The organism is Paracoccus sp. MBLB3053, from assembly GCF_031822435.1.
GTDB classification, from domain to species: Bacteria; Pseudomonadota; Alphaproteobacteria; order Rhodobacterales; family Rhodobacteraceae; genus Paracoccus; species Paracoccus aurantius.
In genome coordinates this window covers 1183155-1199768 of sequence record NZ_JAVQLW010000001.1, presented here as the reverse complement: position 1 = coordinate 1199768, position 16614 = coordinate 1183155, and the positions used below count along the sequence as shown (strand labels likewise).

Annotated in this window: 13 protein-coding genes and 2 tRNA genes; 7 read left to right on the top strand and 8 right to left on the bottom strand. The window is 63.2% G+C overall.

Annotation, left to right across the window (positions count from 1 at the left end):
* Positions 1-66: 66 nt before the first annotated feature.
* The 3 genes from mog to RGQ15_RS06025 form a co-directional block, all read right to left on the bottom strand.
* The gene (gene mog, locus RGQ15_RS06035; protein ID WP_311159313.1) at positions 67-609 is read right to left on the bottom strand and encodes a molybdopterin adenylyltransferase; all 543 of its coding nucleotides are present in this window, start codon (positions 607-609) and stop codon (positions 67-69) included.
* A 50-nt stretch (positions 610-659) separates the two neighbouring features.
* Positions 660-1064 carry a GFA family protein gene (locus tag RGQ15_RS06030; protein WP_311159312.1) on the bottom strand — a complete coding sequence of 135 codons (405 nt, stop codon included), beginning with the start codon at positions 1062-1064 and terminating at the stop codon, positions 660-662.
* A 77-nt stretch (positions 1065-1141) separates the two neighbouring features.
* Entirely contained in the window at positions 1142-2368 is a 1227-nt protein-coding gene (locus tag RGQ15_RS06025) for an argininosuccinate synthase (RefSeq protein ID WP_311159311.1), read from the bottom strand.
* A gap of 381 nt (positions 2369-2749) precedes the next feature.
* Here RGQ15_RS06025 and ilvA point away from each other — a divergent pair, with 381 nt between their 5' ends.
* Complete coding sequence (gene ilvA, locus RGQ15_RS06020; protein WP_311161045.1) at positions 2750-3988, top strand: threonine ammonia-lyase IlvA; 1239 nt, start codon at positions 2750-2752, stop codon at positions 3986-3988.
* A gap of 18 nt (positions 3989-4006) precedes the next feature.
* Here the strand turns inward: ilvA and RGQ15_RS06015 are convergent, their stop codons facing one another.
* On the bottom strand, positions 4007-4354 hold the full coding sequence (locus RGQ15_RS06015) for an Hpt domain-containing protein (RefSeq protein WP_311159310.1): 348 nt from the start codon (positions 4352-4354) through the stop codon (positions 4007-4009).
* A gap of 120 nt (positions 4355-4474) precedes the next feature.
* On the opposite strand from RGQ15_RS06015, the gene RGQ15_RS06010 reads away from it, so the two are divergent.
* On the top strand, positions 4475-5815 hold the full coding sequence (locus tag RGQ15_RS06010) for a PP2C family protein-serine/threonine phosphatase (protein WP_311159309.1): 1341 nt from the start codon (positions 4475-4477) through the stop codon (positions 5813-5815).
* Here RGQ15_RS06010 and RGQ15_RS06005 read toward each other — a convergent pair.
* The 4 genes from RGQ15_RS06005 to RGQ15_RS05990 all read right to left on the bottom strand — a co-directional run bounded on the left by RGQ15_RS06005 (position 5751) and on the right by RGQ15_RS05990 (position 7483).
* Positions 5751-6191 (bottom strand): NUDIX hydrolase, encoded by a 441-nt coding sequence (locus RGQ15_RS06005; protein WP_311159308.1) that lies wholly within the window; start codon positions 6189-6191, stop codon positions 5751-5753. The two genes, RGQ15_RS06010 and RGQ15_RS06005, sit on opposite strands and share 65 nt — an antisense overlap.
* A gap of 109 nt (positions 6192-6300) precedes the next feature.
* Entirely contained in the window at positions 6301-6924 is a 624-nt protein-coding gene (locus tag RGQ15_RS22370) for an acyltransferase (protein ID WP_409201303.1), read from the bottom strand.
* Positions 6925-7134: 210 nt separating this feature from the next.
* Positions 7135-7219 (bottom strand) — tRNA-Leu (locus tag RGQ15_RS05995).
* A gap of 179 nt (positions 7220-7398) precedes the next feature.
* Positions 7399-7483, bottom strand: a tRNA-Leu gene (locus RGQ15_RS05990).
* Between the two features lie 300 nt (positions 7484-7783).
* Between RGQ15_RS05990 and RGQ15_RS05985 the strand changes: the two genes are divergently transcribed.
* From RGQ15_RS05985 to gltB, 5 genes are all read left to right on the top strand, one after another.
* Complete coding sequence (locus tag RGQ15_RS05985) at positions 7784-8776, top strand: complex I NDUFA9 subunit family protein (protein ID WP_311159307.1); 993 nt, start codon at positions 7784-7786, stop codon at positions 8774-8776.
* Positions 8776-9579, top strand: a complete 804-nt coding sequence (locus RGQ15_RS05980; RefSeq protein WP_409201302.1) for an undecaprenyl-diphosphate phosphatase — start codon at positions 8776-8778, stop codon at positions 9577-9579. The genes RGQ15_RS05985 and RGQ15_RS05980 overlap by 1 nt, the downstream gene beginning before the upstream one ends.
* 148 nt (positions 9580-9727) lie before the next feature.
* Positions 9728-11221, top strand: a complete 1494-nt coding sequence (locus RGQ15_RS05975) for an NAD(P)-dependent oxidoreductase (protein WP_311159306.1) — start codon at positions 9728-9730, stop codon at positions 11219-11221.
* A 109-nt stretch (positions 11222-11330) separates the two neighbouring features.
* Positions 11331-12035, top strand: coding sequence for a hypothetical protein (locus RGQ15_RS05970; RefSeq protein ID WP_311159305.1), 705 nt, complete (start codon positions 11331-11333; stop codon positions 12033-12035).
* A complete protein-coding gene (gene gltB, locus RGQ15_RS05965) occupies positions 12035-16567 on the top strand; it encodes a glutamate synthase large subunit (protein WP_311159304.1) in 4533 nt (1510 codons plus the stop codon). The genes RGQ15_RS05970 and gltB overlap by 1 nt, the downstream gene beginning before the upstream one ends.
* Positions 16568-16614 lie beyond the last annotated feature (47 nt).

Below are 16614 nucleotides of genomic sequence, written 5' to 3'. Positions count from 1 at the left end.
ACGGGTCGGCCGCCAAGGGCCATCGGACACGAGGCACGGGAATTTGTCCAGTTTTCCGCGCGAAGACTATGCCTTGGGACGAAAGGCAACGATGCGCCGAGGATCGGTCTCGATCCGGGCCGCACCGATCAGGTCAAGGCAGTAGGGCACCGCCGCAAACACCGCGTCGAGGCAGGTCGCGATCGCCGAGGGCTTGCCCGGGATGGTGATCATCAGCGTGGCACCCCGAATGCCCGCCGTCTGGCGCGAAAGAATGGCCGTCGGCACTTCGCGCAGGCTGGCACGGCGCATCTCCTCGCCAAAGCCCGGCAACTCCTTTTCCATGACATCGGCCATGGCTTCGGGGGTCAGGTCACGCGGCGATGGTCCAGTTCCACCGGTGATCAGGATCAGGTCGGCCGCCCGGTCGTCGGCCAGATCGCACAGCGTTTCAGCGACGATCTCGCGGCCATCGGGAATGATGATGCGGGTGATTTCGATCGGTGAGGTGATCGTGGCGCGCAGCCAGTCTTCAGCGCCCGGCCCGCCCTTGTCCTCATATTCACCACGACTTGCGCGGTCCGATACGGTGACGATGGCGATATGGGCGGTCTGGCTCTGTGAGGACATGATGGCGCTTTCGTCGACAAATCAGCATGGCGGAGGAATACGAATCCGCATCAAGGCTTTTTGGGCAAATCGTCGGCCACGTCGATCAGCCGTGAGGCATAGTGGAAATGGCTCATGGACCGCAGCGTGTCGGGCAAGGTATTTCCGTAGTTCTTGGCAATCAGATGCTGCGACACGACGCGCCAGTCCATTGCGTTCGTATTGTAGATCACCTCACCACAATTCGAACAGAAAACCTTCTTCATCGACAGCCGTGGATGCCGGAACTGGGACAGAAGGTCGTGGCCACGCGCAATTTCGACCTGATCGGGGTTCCATGCGGTAACAGAGTGGTATGGGATATCCAGCAGGGTGCGGCAATCCTGACAGTGGCAATGCCCGCGAACACGCGGCTCGCCAATCAGAACCATCTCGACGCTTCCACAATCGCAGGAGACGGAATAGCGGTCGGACATGAGGGCGGACTCCTCTTGATGCTTCCGGCCAGCCATAACGGCGCAGCGAGATCATTCGTTCCCGCTGCGCCGCCGCTTTATTTCACCCGCGCATTCCGCGTGGCGATCAGCTTCAGGCGCAACGCGTTCAGCTTGATGAAGCCCGCCGCGTCCTTCTGGTCATAGGCCCCGGCATCTTCCTCGAAGGTGACGTGCTTCTCGCTGTAAAGCGAATGGTCCGACCAGCGGCCGACGCAATTCGCCGAACCCTTGTAGAGCTTCAGCCGGACGGTGCCGGTGACATGCTCCTGCGACTTGTCGATCAGGGCCTGCAGCATCTCGCGCTCGGGCGAGAACCAGAAGCCGTTATAGATCAGCTCGGCATAGCGCGGCATGATCGAGTCCTTGAGGTGACCCGCGCCGGCATCCAGCGTGATCTGCTCGATCCCGCGATGGGCCTCCAGGAGGACCGTGCCGCCGGGGGTCTCGTAGATGCCGCGCGACTTCATGCCGACGAAGCGGTTCTCGACGAAGTCCAGGCGGCCGATGCCGTGCTTGCCACCCAGTTCGTTGAGCTTGGTCAGGATGGTCGCCGGCGACATCGCCTCGCCATTGATCGCGACGGCATCGCCCTTCTCGAAGGTGATCTCGACGAATTCCGGCTCGTTCGGCGCTTCCTCGGGGGAAACCGTGCGCTGATAGACATATTCCGGCGCGGCCTCGGCCGGGTTTTCCAGCGCCTTGCCCTCGGACGAGGTGTGCAGGAGGTTCGCGTCGACCGAGAACGGCGCCTCGCCGCGCTTGTCCTTGGCGATCGGGATCTGGTTCTGCTCGGCGAATTCGATCAGCTTGGTGCGCGAGGTCAGGTCCCATTCGCGCCAGGGTGCGATCACCTTGATCGAGGGGTCCAGCGCATAGGCCGAAAGCTCGAAACGGACCTGGTCGTTGCCCTTGCCGGTCGCGCCATGCGCCACGGCATCGGCGCCGTGCTTGTGCGCGATCTCGACGAGATGCTTCGAGATCAGCGGACGGGCGATCGAGGTGCCGAGCAGATACAGGCCTTCGTAAAGCGCGTTGGCGCGGAACATCGGGAAGACGAAGTCGCGCACGAATTCCTCGCGCACGTCGACGATATGGATGTTCTCGGGCTTGATGCCCAGAAGCTCGGCCTTGGCGCGCGCCGGCTCAAGTTCTTCGCCCTGGCCCAGGTCGGCGGTGAAGGTGATGACCTCGCAGCCGTATTCGGTCTGCAGCCATTTCAGGATGATCGAGGTGTCGAGCCCGCCCGAATAGGCAAGGACGACTTTCTTCGGCGCGTCGGACATGCAGGTATCCCTCTGTGGAATTTCGGCAGGGAATAGGCCCATTCGCCGCGTGTCACAAGGGGAAGGGGGAAAATAGGCGCTGCGAAAAACATGGGGAAATCCAGCAGGCAGGACCCATGGTTTTCCAGCCCCCCTAGCAGATTCTATCTGATGTTCGGCAAGCCGTGTCGCCATATGTCATACCAACCATCCTGACGGGGCCACCCGCTGACAAGCAAAGCTGCACGGGCCTCGCACCCCATCACGTTTGACCGCCGCCAGTTCGGTTCCTGGCGCAGTCCGGGATCGAGGTGCCGCCGCTTATCCGCATGCGGCAGGTTGATCACGACGCATGGCGCGACGGCGCTTGCCAAATCGTGCATTTCGGGCCATTGGCGGCCTATGGAAAACTTTGCCGCCTCTGTCCGCCAGGCAGAGCTCGCGCTGCGCGATCTCTTCGAGCCGACGCCCCTGCAAAAGAACGACCATCTCTCGGCGAAATACGGCGCCGAGATCTGGCTGAAACGCGAAGACCTGACCCCGGTGCGCAGCTACAAGCTGCGCGGGGCCTTCAACGCCATGCGCAAGATCGGCGCGGGTGCGCAGGGCCATTTCGTCTGCGCAAGCGCCGGAAACCACGCGCAGGGCATGGCCTTCGCCTGCCGCCATTTCGGGGCCAAGGGCACGATCTTCATGCCGGTCACCACCCCGAAACAGAAGATCGACAAGACCCGCATATTTGGTGGCGGCGCGGTCGAGATCGTTCTGACCGGCGACTATTTCGACCAGACGCTTGCCGCCGCGCAGGAATTCGCGCGGACCGAGGGCGCGGCCTTTCTTTCGCCCTTCGATGACCCGGACATCATCGAAGGACAGGCGACCGTCGGGCTGGAAATCCTGACCCAGTTGGGGGTCGCACCTGACCTGGTCGTCCTGCCGGTCGGTGGCGGCGGGTTGTCGGCCGGGGTGACGCGCCTGCTTGGCGAACTGTCCCCTGCGACGCAGATCGAATTCGCCGAGCCGGAAGGCGGCGCCAGCCTACGAGAGGCACTTGTGGCGGGCGCACCAGTCACCCTGCCCTCGGTCGACACATTCGTGGACGGCGCGGCAGTTGCCCGGATCGGTGCCCTGCCCTTCGACGCACTTCGGCGTTTTTCGGCTTGCCAGGTCCATGCCGCCCCCGAAGACAGGATCTGCGCCACGATGCTCGAGATGCTGAACATCGAAGGCATCGTTCTGGAACCCGCAGGCGCGCTTGCGGTCGATGTCCTGCGCGACATTCCCGATCTTGCCGGGAAGCGCATCGTCTGCGTCTGCTCGGGTGGCAATTTCGACTTCGAGCGCCTGCCAGAAGTGAAAGAGCGCGCCCAGAGGTTTTCGGGGCTAAAGCGCTATTTCATCCTGCGGATGCCACAACGCCCCGGTGCGCTGCGGGACTTCCTGCAGCTTCTCGGGCCGGAAGACGACATCGCGCGGTTCGAATATCTCAAGAAATCGGCCCGCAACTTCGGTTCGATCCTGATCGGGATCGAAACGACACGCCCCGAAAATCTGGATCTGCTGCGCGACCGACTTGACGAGGCCGGGATCAAGCATCGCGACATCACCCGCGATCCGGTACTGGCGGAATTCCTGATCTGAGAAACAGGGTCGGGCCGCTCAGGCCCGCCACCGCCCTTCGCCGAGCTGATCGGCCTGAAGCCCTTGGAACAATGCCCGCTTGGAAGAGGCATAGCAGGCGATCAGCTCATCAAGCCTGATTTCGTCTGCCCGATCATTGCAGGCCAGCCGCTCTGACCGGACGCAGATCCTGTCGAAGCTACGGAAGCCCAGGTTCCTGGCGCAGCCGACCAGGAAATGCAGATCGCTGGCGAGACGGGCAGGTTCGCGGCCCGCAAGACGCATCACGACGCCTTCGACCTCGTCCAGAAAGAGGTCGAGGATCAGCGAAAACTCATCCTCGCCCACTTCCTCGCGCAACTCGTGGATGCGGCCCCAATCCAGCATTTTTCAACCTCAGGAAGAATCATCGCCTTCTCGTAGCACAGGAACGCGTCGGGGCGCGCAGATGCCGACAATTCTTCCTATTAACAGAACCTTCAGCGCCCCTGTCATAGAGATCTTTTCATGACAGAACCCGCGAACCCTTCATCTCTCTCCAATCAGCCTTTCTGGCGGCTTATCCTGCTGGTGGATGACAGCCGGGCGCAGCGCCGCGCGCTGGCGGTCCAGCTAAGGCGCGCGGGCTATGACGTGCTGGAAGCCGCAAGCACGGCAGAGGCGATGCGGATCTGTTCGGAACGACGTCCCGATTTCGTCATCTCGGACTGGATGGCACCCGGCCGGTCGGGGCTGGAATTCTGCCAGAACTTTCGAAACATGCGACAGGATCGCTACGGCTATTTCATTCTCCTGACCTCAAGGGATGACAAGCGCGATGTGGCCGAGGGACTGCGCGCTGGTGCCGACGACTTCCTGACAAAGCCCGTCTCCGGGGCCGAATTGCTGGCCCGGCTTTCCGCAGGAGAACGGGTGCTGCGCATGGAGGACAGCCTGCGGTCAGCGAATGCGCAACTCAAGGAAACGCTGTCCCGCCTGCGCGAACGAGAAGCGGCGATCGACCGTGACCTGCGCGAGGCACAACGGCTTCAGCAGAGCCTGGTCAGCGAAAGGAACGGCCGTTTCGGGGATTTCGACATTTCGCTGCTGATGCGTCCGGCCGGTCATATCGGGGGGGACCTGGTTGGCTTTTTTCCGATCAACGCCCGGCGGGTCGGGCTTTTCGCGCTGGACGTTTCTGGGCATGGCGTGGCCGCGGCCCTTCTCAGCGCCCGGCTCGCCGCGCTGCTCTCGGGCACGGCCGAACACAATATCGCCGTTCGCGTGTCGAAACGGGGCCGGCACGAAGCGCGCTCGCCCGCCGAGATCATGCGCCATCTGAACCGGCTGATGATCGACGAGGTTCGGACGGATGCCTATTTCACCATGATCTATGCCGATCTCGACATCTCCAGCGGAGAGGTCCGTCTGGTCCAGGCCGGCCATCCTCATCCGGTCGTTCAACGGGCCGATGGGCGCATCGAGCTGATCGGCGACGGCGGCATGCCGGTCGGCGTCTTTGCCGAGGCCCATTTCGAAGAAATCGCGCTGAGCCTTGCCGAAGGCGACCGGATGTTCATTTCTTCCGATGGGTTGACCGATAGCGAAAACCCCCGCGGCGAACCGCTGGGGACCGAGGGTTTGCAGGCCATCCTGCGCACGAATGCCGTCTTGCGCGGCAATGCGCTGCTGGAATCGATCTGCTGGTCCGCAGCGAATTACGCCCTGGGCAAGCGCAATGACGACATCTCGGCCGTACTTGTCGAACGGGGCCATCCATGCCGCGCAAACCCGACCGACAACGTCACTGCCTTCCCAGCACTCGTCCAGCAAAGGCCCGGGAACCAGGATCGGCCAGAAGATCATTGAGTTCGGCGAGCGGGACCCAATGCGCCTCGTGCCCCGGCTCGGTCGGCGGCCCGAGACGGCGGATCGGGCGTGCAATCCAGACGGAACACAGCTTTTCGGCCCAGTAATCGTATTCCGGCATGAAGCAGAAACGCCGGTAGACCCCCAGCCGGCTGGGTGAACCGATGGTCCAGCCCGTTTCCTCATAGACTTCGCGATGCAGGGCGGCGATGGGCGATTCGCCGGCATCGATGCCGCCGCCGGGAAGTTGCCATTCTGGCTCTGGCGCATGCTGAAAGGTGACAAGCGCCGCTCCGTCCCGGATCAAGAGGGCATAGGCTCCGGGGCGCAGGCGGTAGCGGCGGGCACCCGGCGGCGTGCCGAATCTGGGAATCATCTGGCTGGACCTTTCCTGTGGCTGGGACAGCCTTAGCCGCTGCATTACGGGATCAGAAGCGGGTGATGGCCCTGACGACCGCGGCGCAAGTTCCATCTGGGCGCGAAGATCACTCCTCCCAGCGGCGATCTCCGAAAAAATGGGCAGTCCGCATTCGGATCAGATCGGGCTCAAGCGCTGGGTCATAGCCCCCCTCGCGCCTTTCGATGATTCCTTTCCAAGGGTATTTCTCGGAGCGCTCGCGCACCAGGGTCAGGTGTTCGTCGAGGGTTCGTATGAACCTGGCCGGGTTTCCGGCAACGACGGAGTTCGGCGGCACATCGCGGCTGACGACCGCGCCCGCGCCGACGATGGCGCAGGGGCCGATCGACACGCCCGGCAGGATCGTCGCCCCTCGCCCGATGAAGACATTGTCCTTGATGATCACCGGCCCTACCGCATCAAGCTTGGTGCCGTGAAGCCGGTTCAACATGTTGACGCTGCCGTCATGGCCCGAAATCCAGGCACCGGCGATCGAGACATTGTTTCCGATCATCGTATAGGCGGGGTCGGTGAAGATGGTTTCGGGCAGGATCGAGCAATCCGCGCCGATACTGTAAAGCCCGCCGAATTTCGCCAGCCAGATTGTCCAATCCGCGGCGGAGGGTTTGCAGATCCGTCGCCAGAGGCCGACAAACCGCCCCTTCTCAATCGCTTCAATCCTCAGAAACCGCTCGAACCAACGACGCAGCACGATGATGAGAACTCCGCCCGGACTTGGCCAGATGGCCCTATCGCTCGACGATATGCCAAGCCTCAGATCGCTGATATGTCAAGAATTTCATTGCGATGGAGCGCGAGATCACAGCACGTTTTCGTGCTCTGCCACATCCGTGACCTTCCGAATGCGGCGCGGCATGCAAAAACCCCCTTGAAACGCGAGGTTTCAAGGGGGTTTTTATTATGGTGCCCAGGAGAGGACTCGAACCTCCACGCCTTGCGGCACACGGACCTGAACCGTGCGCGTCTACCAATTCCGCCACCTGGGCAGGTGGTGTGAAGGCTCAGTAAAGCCAGTCGCGGCGGGTTTCAATGGGGGCCAAGCGAATAATCGCAGAATCTGATCACCTGCCGCGGCAGGATGGGAAGGGATCGCGAAGGGGTGAGGAAACGATCAGGACGAAATGAAAAAACCCTGCAACTTCAAATGAAGTTGCAGGGTTTTTCATGGTGCCCAGGAGAGGACTCGAACCTCCACGCCTTGCGGCACACGGACCTGAACCGTGCGCGTCTACCAATTCCGCCACCTGGGCAGGTGGTGTGGGCGGGTCTCTAAGGGCAGTCGCGAAGGCCGTCAATGGGATTCGACAAGAAAAATTCAGCTCGCGCATTTTTTCTGAAACGAGATCCCTCGGGGCCAGCAATCATTGGCTTGCGCGGGTCGACCCATGGGTTTGAACGGCTGACCCGGATAGAGGCAGCCAAAGCGCGATCGGTCTGCAATACGCCAGCGGATGTGCCCCGGAATGCGCCCACGACTTGCCGCCCGCACCGGCCTTGGGTAATGAGCAGGCTAGCACGCCATCCAAGGCACGCAAGAAGGAGCGAGAGCCATGTCCGCAGCCAAGCTTGTCACGATCTATGGTGGATCCGGATTCCTGGGTCGGCAGATCGCCAGGTTGATGGCCGCCCAGGGTTGGCGCGTCCGTGTCGCCGTCCGCCGCCCGAACGAGGCAGGAATCGTGCGCACTTACGGCGCGCCGGGTCAGATCGAACCGGTTCCGTGCAATGTGCGCGACGACCGTTCCGTTGCCGCCTGCATGGCCGATGCAGATGCCGTTGTGAACTGCGTGGGCATCCTGGTGAACGAGGGCAAGAACACCTTCGCTTCGGTCCATGAAGAGGCCGCAGGCCGCGTGGCCCGGATCTCGGCCGAAATGGGCGTGCAGCATGTCGTCCATGTTTCTGCACTGGGCGCCGATGCAAATTCCGACAGCCACTATGCCGCCTCGAAGGGGAAAGGCGAAGCCGCAGTCCTGCAGCATCGCCCCGACGCGATGATCCTGCGCCCCTCGATCATCTTCGGTTCGGACGACAATTTCTACAACCGCATCGCCTCGATGTCGCGCCTTGGCCCGGTCCTGGCGCTGCCCGGCGCGCGCTGCGAGATCCAGCCGGTCTATGTCATGGACGTGGCCGCCGCCGCCGCGAAAGGCGTGACCGGCGAGGCCGCTCCGGGCATCTACGAACTGGGCGGGCCGGAGGTGATCACCATGCGCGAGCTGGCCGGCCAGGTCCTGACCGCGATCGACCGGCGCAAGCTGGTCGTCGGCCTGCCGTCCTGGATCGCAGGGATCGGCGCGGCGGTGCTGGATGGCGTCCAGTTCGTCACCGGTGGCCTGCTGACGAACCGCGTGCTGACGCGTGACCAGTTGCGCACGCTGAAACACCCCAACAAGGTTGCAGATGGCGCACGCACATTCGCCGATTTGGGAATCACCCCGACCGCGCCTGAAGCCGTGATCGGCGAATATCTTTGGCGCTTCCGTCCTTCGGGACAATACGAGTCGATGACCGCCACCGCGAAGAACCTGCGCCGGAGCTGATGGAACATAACACGATCGTTGCCGCCTTTCTCGGTCTGCTGGAAGGGCTGACCGAGTTCATCCCCGTGTCCTCCACGGGCCATGTGCTTCTTGCAGGACATTTCCTGGGGTTCGATTCCCCCGGCAGGGCCTTCGAGGTGCTGATCCAGTTCGGCGCGATCCTGGCCATTCTCGGCGTATATGCCAGCCGGTTGTGGAACATCGTCACCAGTGCGCCGCATGATCCGCGCGCCCGGCGCTTCATCGCCGCAGTTCTGGTGGCCTTTCTGCCCGCAGCGGTCATCGGGGTGATGGCCCACAGGATCATCAAGGAAGTCCTGTTCGAAACGCCCATGCTGATCGCGTCGATGCTGATCCTGGGCGGTGTCGTGCTGTTGTTCGTCGACCGGATGGCGAAAGCGCCCCGCTATCATTCGGCCGAGGAGATCCCGATCAGCCGGGCGCTCGGCATCGGCTTTATCCAGTGCCTGGCGATGATTCCGGGCGTTTCGCGGTCCGGCGCGACGATCACGGGTGCCCTGCTTCTGGGCGCGGACAAGCGATCTGCCGCCGAGTTCAGCTTTTTCCTGTCGATGCCGACCATGCTGGGCGCTTTTGTCTATGATCTCTACAAGAATCGCGAGATCCTTGATGCTGCCTCGGCCGGAAACATCGTCATCGGCTTCATTTGCGCCTTTTTGTCTGCGCTGGTCGTCGTGCGGGTGTTGCTGAGCTACGTCTCGGCGCATGGTTACGCGATCTTTGCCTGGTGGCGAATCGCGCTTGGCGGGGTTGTCTTGTTGGCCCTTGCGGCAGGTTGGTAAGCTTTGCTGACCTATTTTTTGCGCGAGCGCGTCGGATTTTATCCTGTTCGGCGGGAAAATCGTTAAATAGGTCAGCATTACTGACTTTTAATCATTTCGCCCCTGATCTATCAGGCTGACAACAGCTTGTTTTGGGGGATGCGCAGCGATGGCCACGCAAAAAATGCTCAAGTTCGTCACGGTCGGTCGGGAGATGCCCGAGAAGCGTGACGCGGCATCCCGTGCCGAGGATTTCCACGAGATCTATCGCGAATTCGCGGACGCCAAGGCGAAAGAGCAGGCCAGCCGTTGCAGCCAATGCGGGGTCCCCTATTGCCAGTCGCATTGCCCCCTTCATAACAACATTCCCGACTGGTTGCGCCTGACGGCAGAAGGTCGCACGCAGGAAGCCTATCTGCGCAGCCAGGAAACCAATACCTTCCCGGAAATCTGCGGCCGCATCTGCCCGCAGGACCGGCTGTGCGAAGGCAATTGCGTCATCGAGCAATCGGGCCATGGCACCGTCACCATCGGCGCGATCGAGAAATACATCACCGACACGGCATGGGAGGAAGGCTGGGTCCAGCCCGTCGCCCCCGCCGCCGAACGCCCGGAATCCATCGGCATCATCGGCGCCGGACCGGGCGGGCTTGCCGCCGCCGACCGGCTGCGTCGCCTGGGCTACCAGGTCACCGTCTATGACCGCCACGACCGCGCCGGCGGGCTGCTGATCTATGGCATCCCGGGCTTCAAGCTGGAAAAGCATGTCGTCGAGCGCCGCAACAAGCTGCTGGCCGATGGCGGGGTCGAATTCGTCCTGAACGCCAATGTCGGCGAGGATATCAGCTTCGACGCGATCCGCGGCAAGCATGACGCGGTGCTCATCGCGACCGGCGTCTACAAGACCCGCGATCTGGATATCGACAATGGCGCGGCCAAGGGCGTGGTGCGCGCGCTGGATTACCTGACCGCTTCGAACCGGGTCGATCTGGGCGACGAGATCCCCGATTACGAGGATGGCGAGCTGAATGCCAGGGGCAAGCGCGTCGTCGTCATCGGTGGCGGCGACACCGCGATGGATTGCGTTCGCACCGCGATCCGCCAGGGCGCACAATCGGTGAAATGCCTTTACCGCCGCGACCGCGCGAACATGCCGGGCTCGCAGCGCGAGGTGCAGAATGCCGAGGAAGAAGGCGTCGAATTCGTCTGGCTTTCGGCCCCCGGCGCGTTCAGCGGCCATGTCACAGGCGAGGCCATGGAGCAGCAAGAGCGCGACATGGACGAGGTGGGCGACATCCCGACCATCAGCGCCGTCCGGGTGCAGAAGATGCGCCTTGGCCAGCCCGATGTTTCGGGCCGCCAGTCGCCCGAGCTGATCGAGGGCGCCGATTACGACGAGCCCGCCGATCTGGTCATCAAGGCGCTGGGTTTCGAGCCCGAGGAGCTGCCGAAGCTTTGGGGTGTGGACGGGCTGGAAGTGACCCGCTGGGGCACCATCAAGGCCGATTTCCAGACCCACCAGACCAGCCTGCCCGGCGTCTATGCCGTGGGCGACATCGTGCGCGGCGCCAGCCTTGTGGTCTGGGCCATCCGCGACGGCCGTGAAGCGGCGGACAGCATCGTCGGTTACCTGACCGGCGCTGCCCGCGTCGCCGCCGAATAGGGAAGTGACCATGGTGCACAAGCCGTACACAGGCTGTACACCGCGCGTACACCGGCAGCGAGCGTTGCATGTTGCGCGCGGCCTGGCCCTTCCGGCGGGAATGGCAGCGATGCTGACCATTTTCGCCCTGCCCGCTTCGGCCGCGAATTTCACGCCGCCACAGGGCTGCAAGCTGGAGGTGACGGTCCAGAACCGTGGCTGCACGGTGTCGCAGCATTATCGCTGCGGATCGGACACGCCCGGCGATCAATGGGTGACCTATTACACGCCCGACGGGCCGTCCTATCAGTCGCGGATCGACCGCGAGACGCGCTGGATGGAAAGCACCGACCTGACCACCGGCCTGGTCGACACGCTGGAACCCGATGCCAAGGATCACGCGTCGTTTTCGACGCTGCTGAAAACCGGATCGGACGATTTCGACTTCTGGACGAGCTCGAATACCGGCGAGCGGCTGCACCATGTCGGCCGCGACGAGCTGACCGGCGAGAAGGTCGATATCAACGGGGTCGAGCTGGAGATCACGCGTTTCCAGCTGACCACCTATAGCGAGGCGGGCGACGCGCTGATCCACCGCGAGGGGCAGCAATTCGTCAGCCGCGCGCAGGGGCGCTTCTACGGTGGGGTCGAGCAGTCGGAAGACTGGACCGGCGCCAGCGAGAAGACGAATGACAGTCCGGTAAGCTTCGCCTTTCCGGGACAGCCCGGATTTGGCTCGACCAAGCCGGAATATGATTGCGACCTGCAGATGGTCCGGGGGCAAAGGCCCGACCTGATGCGGCAGCTTAGGATCTTGAAGGAGGCACGGACGTGATGGACTGGGAACAGAAGGAACAGGCCCGCCGCGACTGGATGGCGGAGAATTCGCTTTACCGTGCCGAGGACGAGCATTCGTCCTGCGGCGTCGGTCTGGTCGTCAACCTGGACGGCAAGTCGAGCCGCAATGTCGTCGAGGCCGGCATCAACGCGCTGAAGGCGATCTGGCATCGCGGCGCGGTCGACGCCGATGGCAAGACCGGCGACGGCGCCGGCATCCATGTCCAGATCCCGGTTCCCTTCTTCTATGACCAGGTGCGCCGCACCGGGCACGAGCCGGATCAGTCGAAGCTGATCGCGGTCGGCCAGGTCTTCCTGCCGCGCACCAACTTCGCCCAGCAGGAAGCCTGCCGGACGATCGTCGAATCCGAAGTGCTGCGCATGGGCCACTATATCTATGGCTGGCGCCACGTTCCGGTGAACACGAGCGTCCTGGGCGAAAAGGCCAATGCCACCCGCCCCGAGATCGAACAGATCCTGATCCGCTGCGAAAAGGATATCGACCAGGAAGATTTCGAGCGCGAGCTTTACATCATCCGTCGTCGGATCGAGAAGGCCGCGATCGCGGCGCAGATCGCGGGGCTGTATTTCGCCTCGCTGTCGTGCCGGTCGATCATCTACAAGGGCATGATGCTGGCCGAGCAGGTCGCGGAATTCTATCCCGACCTCAAGGACGAGCGCTTCGAATCCGCCTTCGCGATCTATCACCAGCGCTATTCGACCAATACCTTCCCGCAATGGTGGCTGGCCCAGCCCTTCCGCATGCTCGCCCATAACGGCGAGATCAACACGCTGAAGGGCAACTCGAACTGGATGCGCAGCCACGAGATCCGCATGGCCAGCCGCACCTTTGGCGAGATGGCCGAGGACATCAAGCCGATCATCCCCGCGGGTTCGTCTGACTCGGCGGCGCTGGACGCGGTGTTCGAGGTGATGGTGCGCTCGGGCCGCTCGGCCCCGATGACCAAGACCATGCTGGTCCCGGAAGCCTGGTCCAAGGCCACGACCGACATGCCCAAGGCCTGGGCCGACATGTATGCCTATTGCAATGCCGTGATGGAGCCCTGGGACGGCCCCGCCGCCTTGGCGATGACCGATGGCCGCTGGGTCTGCGGCGGTCTGGACCGCAACGGGCTGCGTCCGCTGCGTTATGTGGTGACCGGTGACAACCTGCTGATCGCAGGCTCGGAAGCGGGCATGGTGCCGATCAATGAAACCACCGTGCGCGAAAAGGGCGCGTTGGGTCCGGGGCAGATGATCGCCGTCGACATGAAGGACGGCCGGCTCTACCACGACCGCGAAATCAAGAACCGTCTGGCCAACAGCCAGCCTTTCGGCGAATGGCTGGAAAAGGTCACGCAGCTTTCCGAAGTGATGAAGGACCTGCCCGAGCAGGTCGTCCATGCGGGCGAGGATCTGCGCCGCCGCCAGGTCGCGGCCGGCTACACGGTCGAAGAGATCGAGACCATGCTGACGCCCATGGCCGAGGACGGCAAGGAAGCCCTGGCCTCGATGGGCGACGACACGCCACCCGCGGTTCTGTCGGGCCAATATCGCCCGATGTCGCATTTCTTCCGCCAGAACTTCAGCCAGGTCACCAACCCGCCGATCGACAGCCTGCGCGAGACCCGCGTGATGTCGCTGAAGACCCGTTTCGGCAACCTCAAGAACGTGCTCGACGAATCCTCGTCGCAGACCGAGATTCTCGTGCTGGAGAGCCCCTTCGTCGCAAATGGCGAATTCGCCGAGATGTCGAAGATGTTCGGCGACACGGTGACGCAGATCGACTGCACCTTCATTGTCGATGCCGGACCCGAGGCGATGGGCGAGGCCCTGGCCCGCATCCGCGCCGAGGCCGAGGATGCCGTGCGGTCCGGTGCTGGCCATCTTGTCCTGTCGGATGAGCGGCTTGGCCCCGATCGCGTCGGCCTGCCGATGATCCTCGCGACCAGCGCGGTGCATAGCTGGCTGACCCGCAAGGGGCTCAGGACCTTCTGTTCGCTGAACGTGCGTTCGGCGGAATGCATCGACCCGCATTACTTCGCGGTTCTGATCGGCTGCGGCGCGACGACGGTGAACCCCTATCTCGCGCAGGACACCATCGCCGACCGGATCGAGCGCGGGTTGCTGGGTGGTTCGCTGATCGAGAACATGCGCAACTATCGCGACGCGATCGATGCGGGCCTTCTGAAGATCATGGCCAAGATGGGGATCTCGGTCCTGTCTTCCTATCGCGGCGGTCTGAACTTCGAGGCGGTGGGCCTCAGCCGTGCCATGGTCGCGGAATATTTCCCCGGCATGCAGTCGCGCATCTCGGGCATCGGCCTGCACGGGTTGCAGAACAAGGTCGAGGAAATCCACGCCAAGGGCTTCTTGGGCGCGACCACCGAACTGCTGCCGGTCGGCGGCTTCTACAAGGCGCGCCGCTCGGGCGAGAAGCACGCATGGGAAGCCAATACCATGCGCCTGCTGCAACTTGCTTGCGAGAAGGCATCCTATGACGTCTGGAAACAGTTCACCGCAACCATGCGGGCGAACCCGCCGATCCACCTGCGCGACCTTCTGGACATCAAGTCGCTGGGCAAACCCGTGCCGCTGGAGGAGGTCGAATCGATCACCTCGATCCGCAAGCGTTTCGTGACGCCGGGCATGTCGCTGGGGGCGCTTTCGCCCGAGGCGCACATGACCCTGAACATCGCCATGAACCGGATCGGCGCGAAGTCGGACAGCGGCGAAGGCGGCGAGGACCCGGCGCATAGCCACCCGCTGCCGAATGGCGACAACCCCTGCGCCAAGATCAAGCAGGTCGCCTCGGGCCGTTTCGGCGTCACCGCCGAATATCTGAACGCCTGCGAAGAGCTGGAAATCAAGGTGGCCCAGGGCGCGAAGCCCGGCGAGGGCGGCCAGCTTCCCGGCATGAAGGTCACCGACCTGATCGCCCGGCTGCGCCATTCGACCAAGGGCGTCACGCTGATCTCGCCGCCGCCGCATCACGACATCTATTCGATCGAGGATCTGGCGCAGCTGATCTATGACCTGAAGCAGATCAACCCGCGCGCCAAGATCACCGTGAAGCTGGTGGCATCCAGCGGCGTCGGCACGATCGCGGCGGGTGTGGCGAAGGCGAAAGCCGACATCATCCTGATCTCGGGCCATAACGGCGGCACCGGGGCCTCGCCCGCGACCTCGATCAAATATGCCGGCCTTCCGTGGGAGATGGGCCTGACCGAGGCGCATCAGGTCCTGGCCATGAACCGCCTGCGCGACCGCGTCACTTTGCGCACCGATGGTGGTCTGCGCACCGGCCGCGACATCGTCATGGCCGCGATGATGGGCGCCGAGGAATACGGCATCGGCACCGCCGCGCTGATCGCCATGGGCTGCATCATGGTCCGCCAGTGCCAGTCGAACACCTGTCCGGTGGGCGTCTGCACCCAGGACGAGAAGCTGCGCGCCATGTTCAACGGCTCGGCCGACAAGGTGGTGAACCTCATCACCTTCTACGCCACCGAAGTGCGCGAGATCCTTGCCAGCATCGGCGCGCGCTCGCTCGACGAGATCATCGGCCGCGCCGACCTGCTGACCCAGGTCAGCCGGGGCGACAAGTCGCTGGATGACCTCGACCTGAACCCGCTTCTGATCACCGTCGATGGCTCGGAAAAGATCGTCTACGACCGCTCGAAGCCGCGCAATGCGGTGCCGGACACGCTGGATGCCGAGATCATCCGCGACGCCAGCCGCTTCTTCTCGGATGGCGAAAAGATGCAGCTGAGCTACGCGGTCAGGAACACCCTGCGCACGGTCGGCACCCGGACCTCGTCGATGATCGTCCAGACCTTCGGGATGCGGAACAACCTGCAGCCCGACCACCTGACGGTGCGCCTGACCGGTTCGGCCGGCCAGTCGCTGGGGGCCTTCGCGGCTCCGGGCCTCAAGATCGAGGTTTCGGGCGATGCCAACGACTATGTCGGCAAGGGCCTGTCGGGCGGGACCATCGTGGTGCGCCCGCCGATGGCAAGCCCGCTGACCGCCGCCGACAACACCATCATCGGCAATACCGTGCTTTACGGCGCGACCGATGGTCACCTGTTCGCGGCGGGCCGCGCGGGCGAGCGTTTCGGGGTGCGCAACTCGGGCGCCAAGGTGGTGATCGAGGGCTGCGGCTCGAACGGCTGCGAATACATGACCGGCGGTGTCGCCGTGATCCTGGGCCGGATCGGCGCCAATTTCGGCGCAGGCATGACCGGGGGCATGGCCTATCTTTACGACCGCGAGGGTCTGGCGCGCGACTACATCAACGCCGAGACACTGATCCTTTGCCCCGTCACCCAGGACCATTGGGAAGGCGAGTTGAAGGGCCTGATCGAGCGGCATTTCAAGGAAACCGGCTCGCGCCGGGCGAGCGAGATCCTGCAGAACTGGGCCGAGGAAAAGGCCAATTTCCTGCAGGTCTGCCCGAAAGAGATGCTGCCGCATCTCAAGCATCCCATCGCGGATGTGGAGGACCTGGCAGCCGTTCCGGCGGAGTGAAGATAAAGGAGCGGGGGCCACTTGGCCCCCGTTTCTATTTTTGAAAA

Bases quoted from the DNA above. Each gene is read 5' to 3' on its own strand.
- mog (WP_311159313.1), bottom strand. From the start codon at position 609: ATGTCCTCACAGAGCCAGACCGCCCATATCGCCATCGTCACCGTATCG.
- RGQ15_RS06005 (WP_311159308.1), bottom strand. From the start codon at position 6,191: ATGATTCCCAGATTCGGCACGCCGCCGGGTGCCCGCCGCTACCGCCTG.
- RGQ15_RS05970 (WP_311159305.1), top strand. From the start codon at position 11,331: ATGCTGACCATTTTCGCCCTGCCCGCTTCGGCCGCGAATTTCACGCCG.
- gltB (WP_311159304.1), top strand. From the start codon at position 12,035: ATGGACTGGGAACAGAAGGAACAGGCCCGCCGCGACTGGATGGCGGAG.
- RGQ15_RS06025 (WP_311159311.1), bottom strand. From the start codon at position 2,368: ATGTCCGACGCGCCGAAGAAAGTCGTCCTTGCCTATTCGGGCGGGCTC.
- RGQ15_RS05975 (WP_311159306.1), top strand. From the start codon at position 9,728: ATGGCCACGCAAAAAATGCTCAAGTTCGTCACGGTCGGTCGGGAGATG.
- ilvA (WP_311161045.1), top strand. From the start codon at position 2,750: ATGGAAAACTTTGCCGCCTCTGTCCGCCAGGCAGAGCTCGCGCTGCGC.
- RGQ15_RS05980 (WP_409201302.1), top strand. From the start codon at position 8,776: ATGGAACATAACACGATCGTTGCCGCCTTTCTCGGTCTGCTGGAAGGG.
- RGQ15_RS06010 (WP_311159309.1), top strand. From the start codon at position 4,475: ATGACAGAACCCGCGAACCCTTCATCTCTCTCCAATCAGCCTTTCTGG.
- RGQ15_RS05985 (WP_311159307.1), top strand. From the start codon at position 7,784: ATGTCCGCAGCCAAGCTTGTCACGATCTATGGTGGATCCGGATTCCTG.
- RGQ15_RS06030 (WP_311159312.1), bottom strand. From the start codon at position 1,064: ATGTCCGACCGCTATTCCGTCTCCTGCGATTGTGGAAGCGTCGAGATG.
- RGQ15_RS06015 (WP_311159310.1), bottom strand. From the start codon at position 4,354: ATGCTGGATTGGGGCCGCATCCACGAGTTGCGCGAGGAAGTGGGCGAG.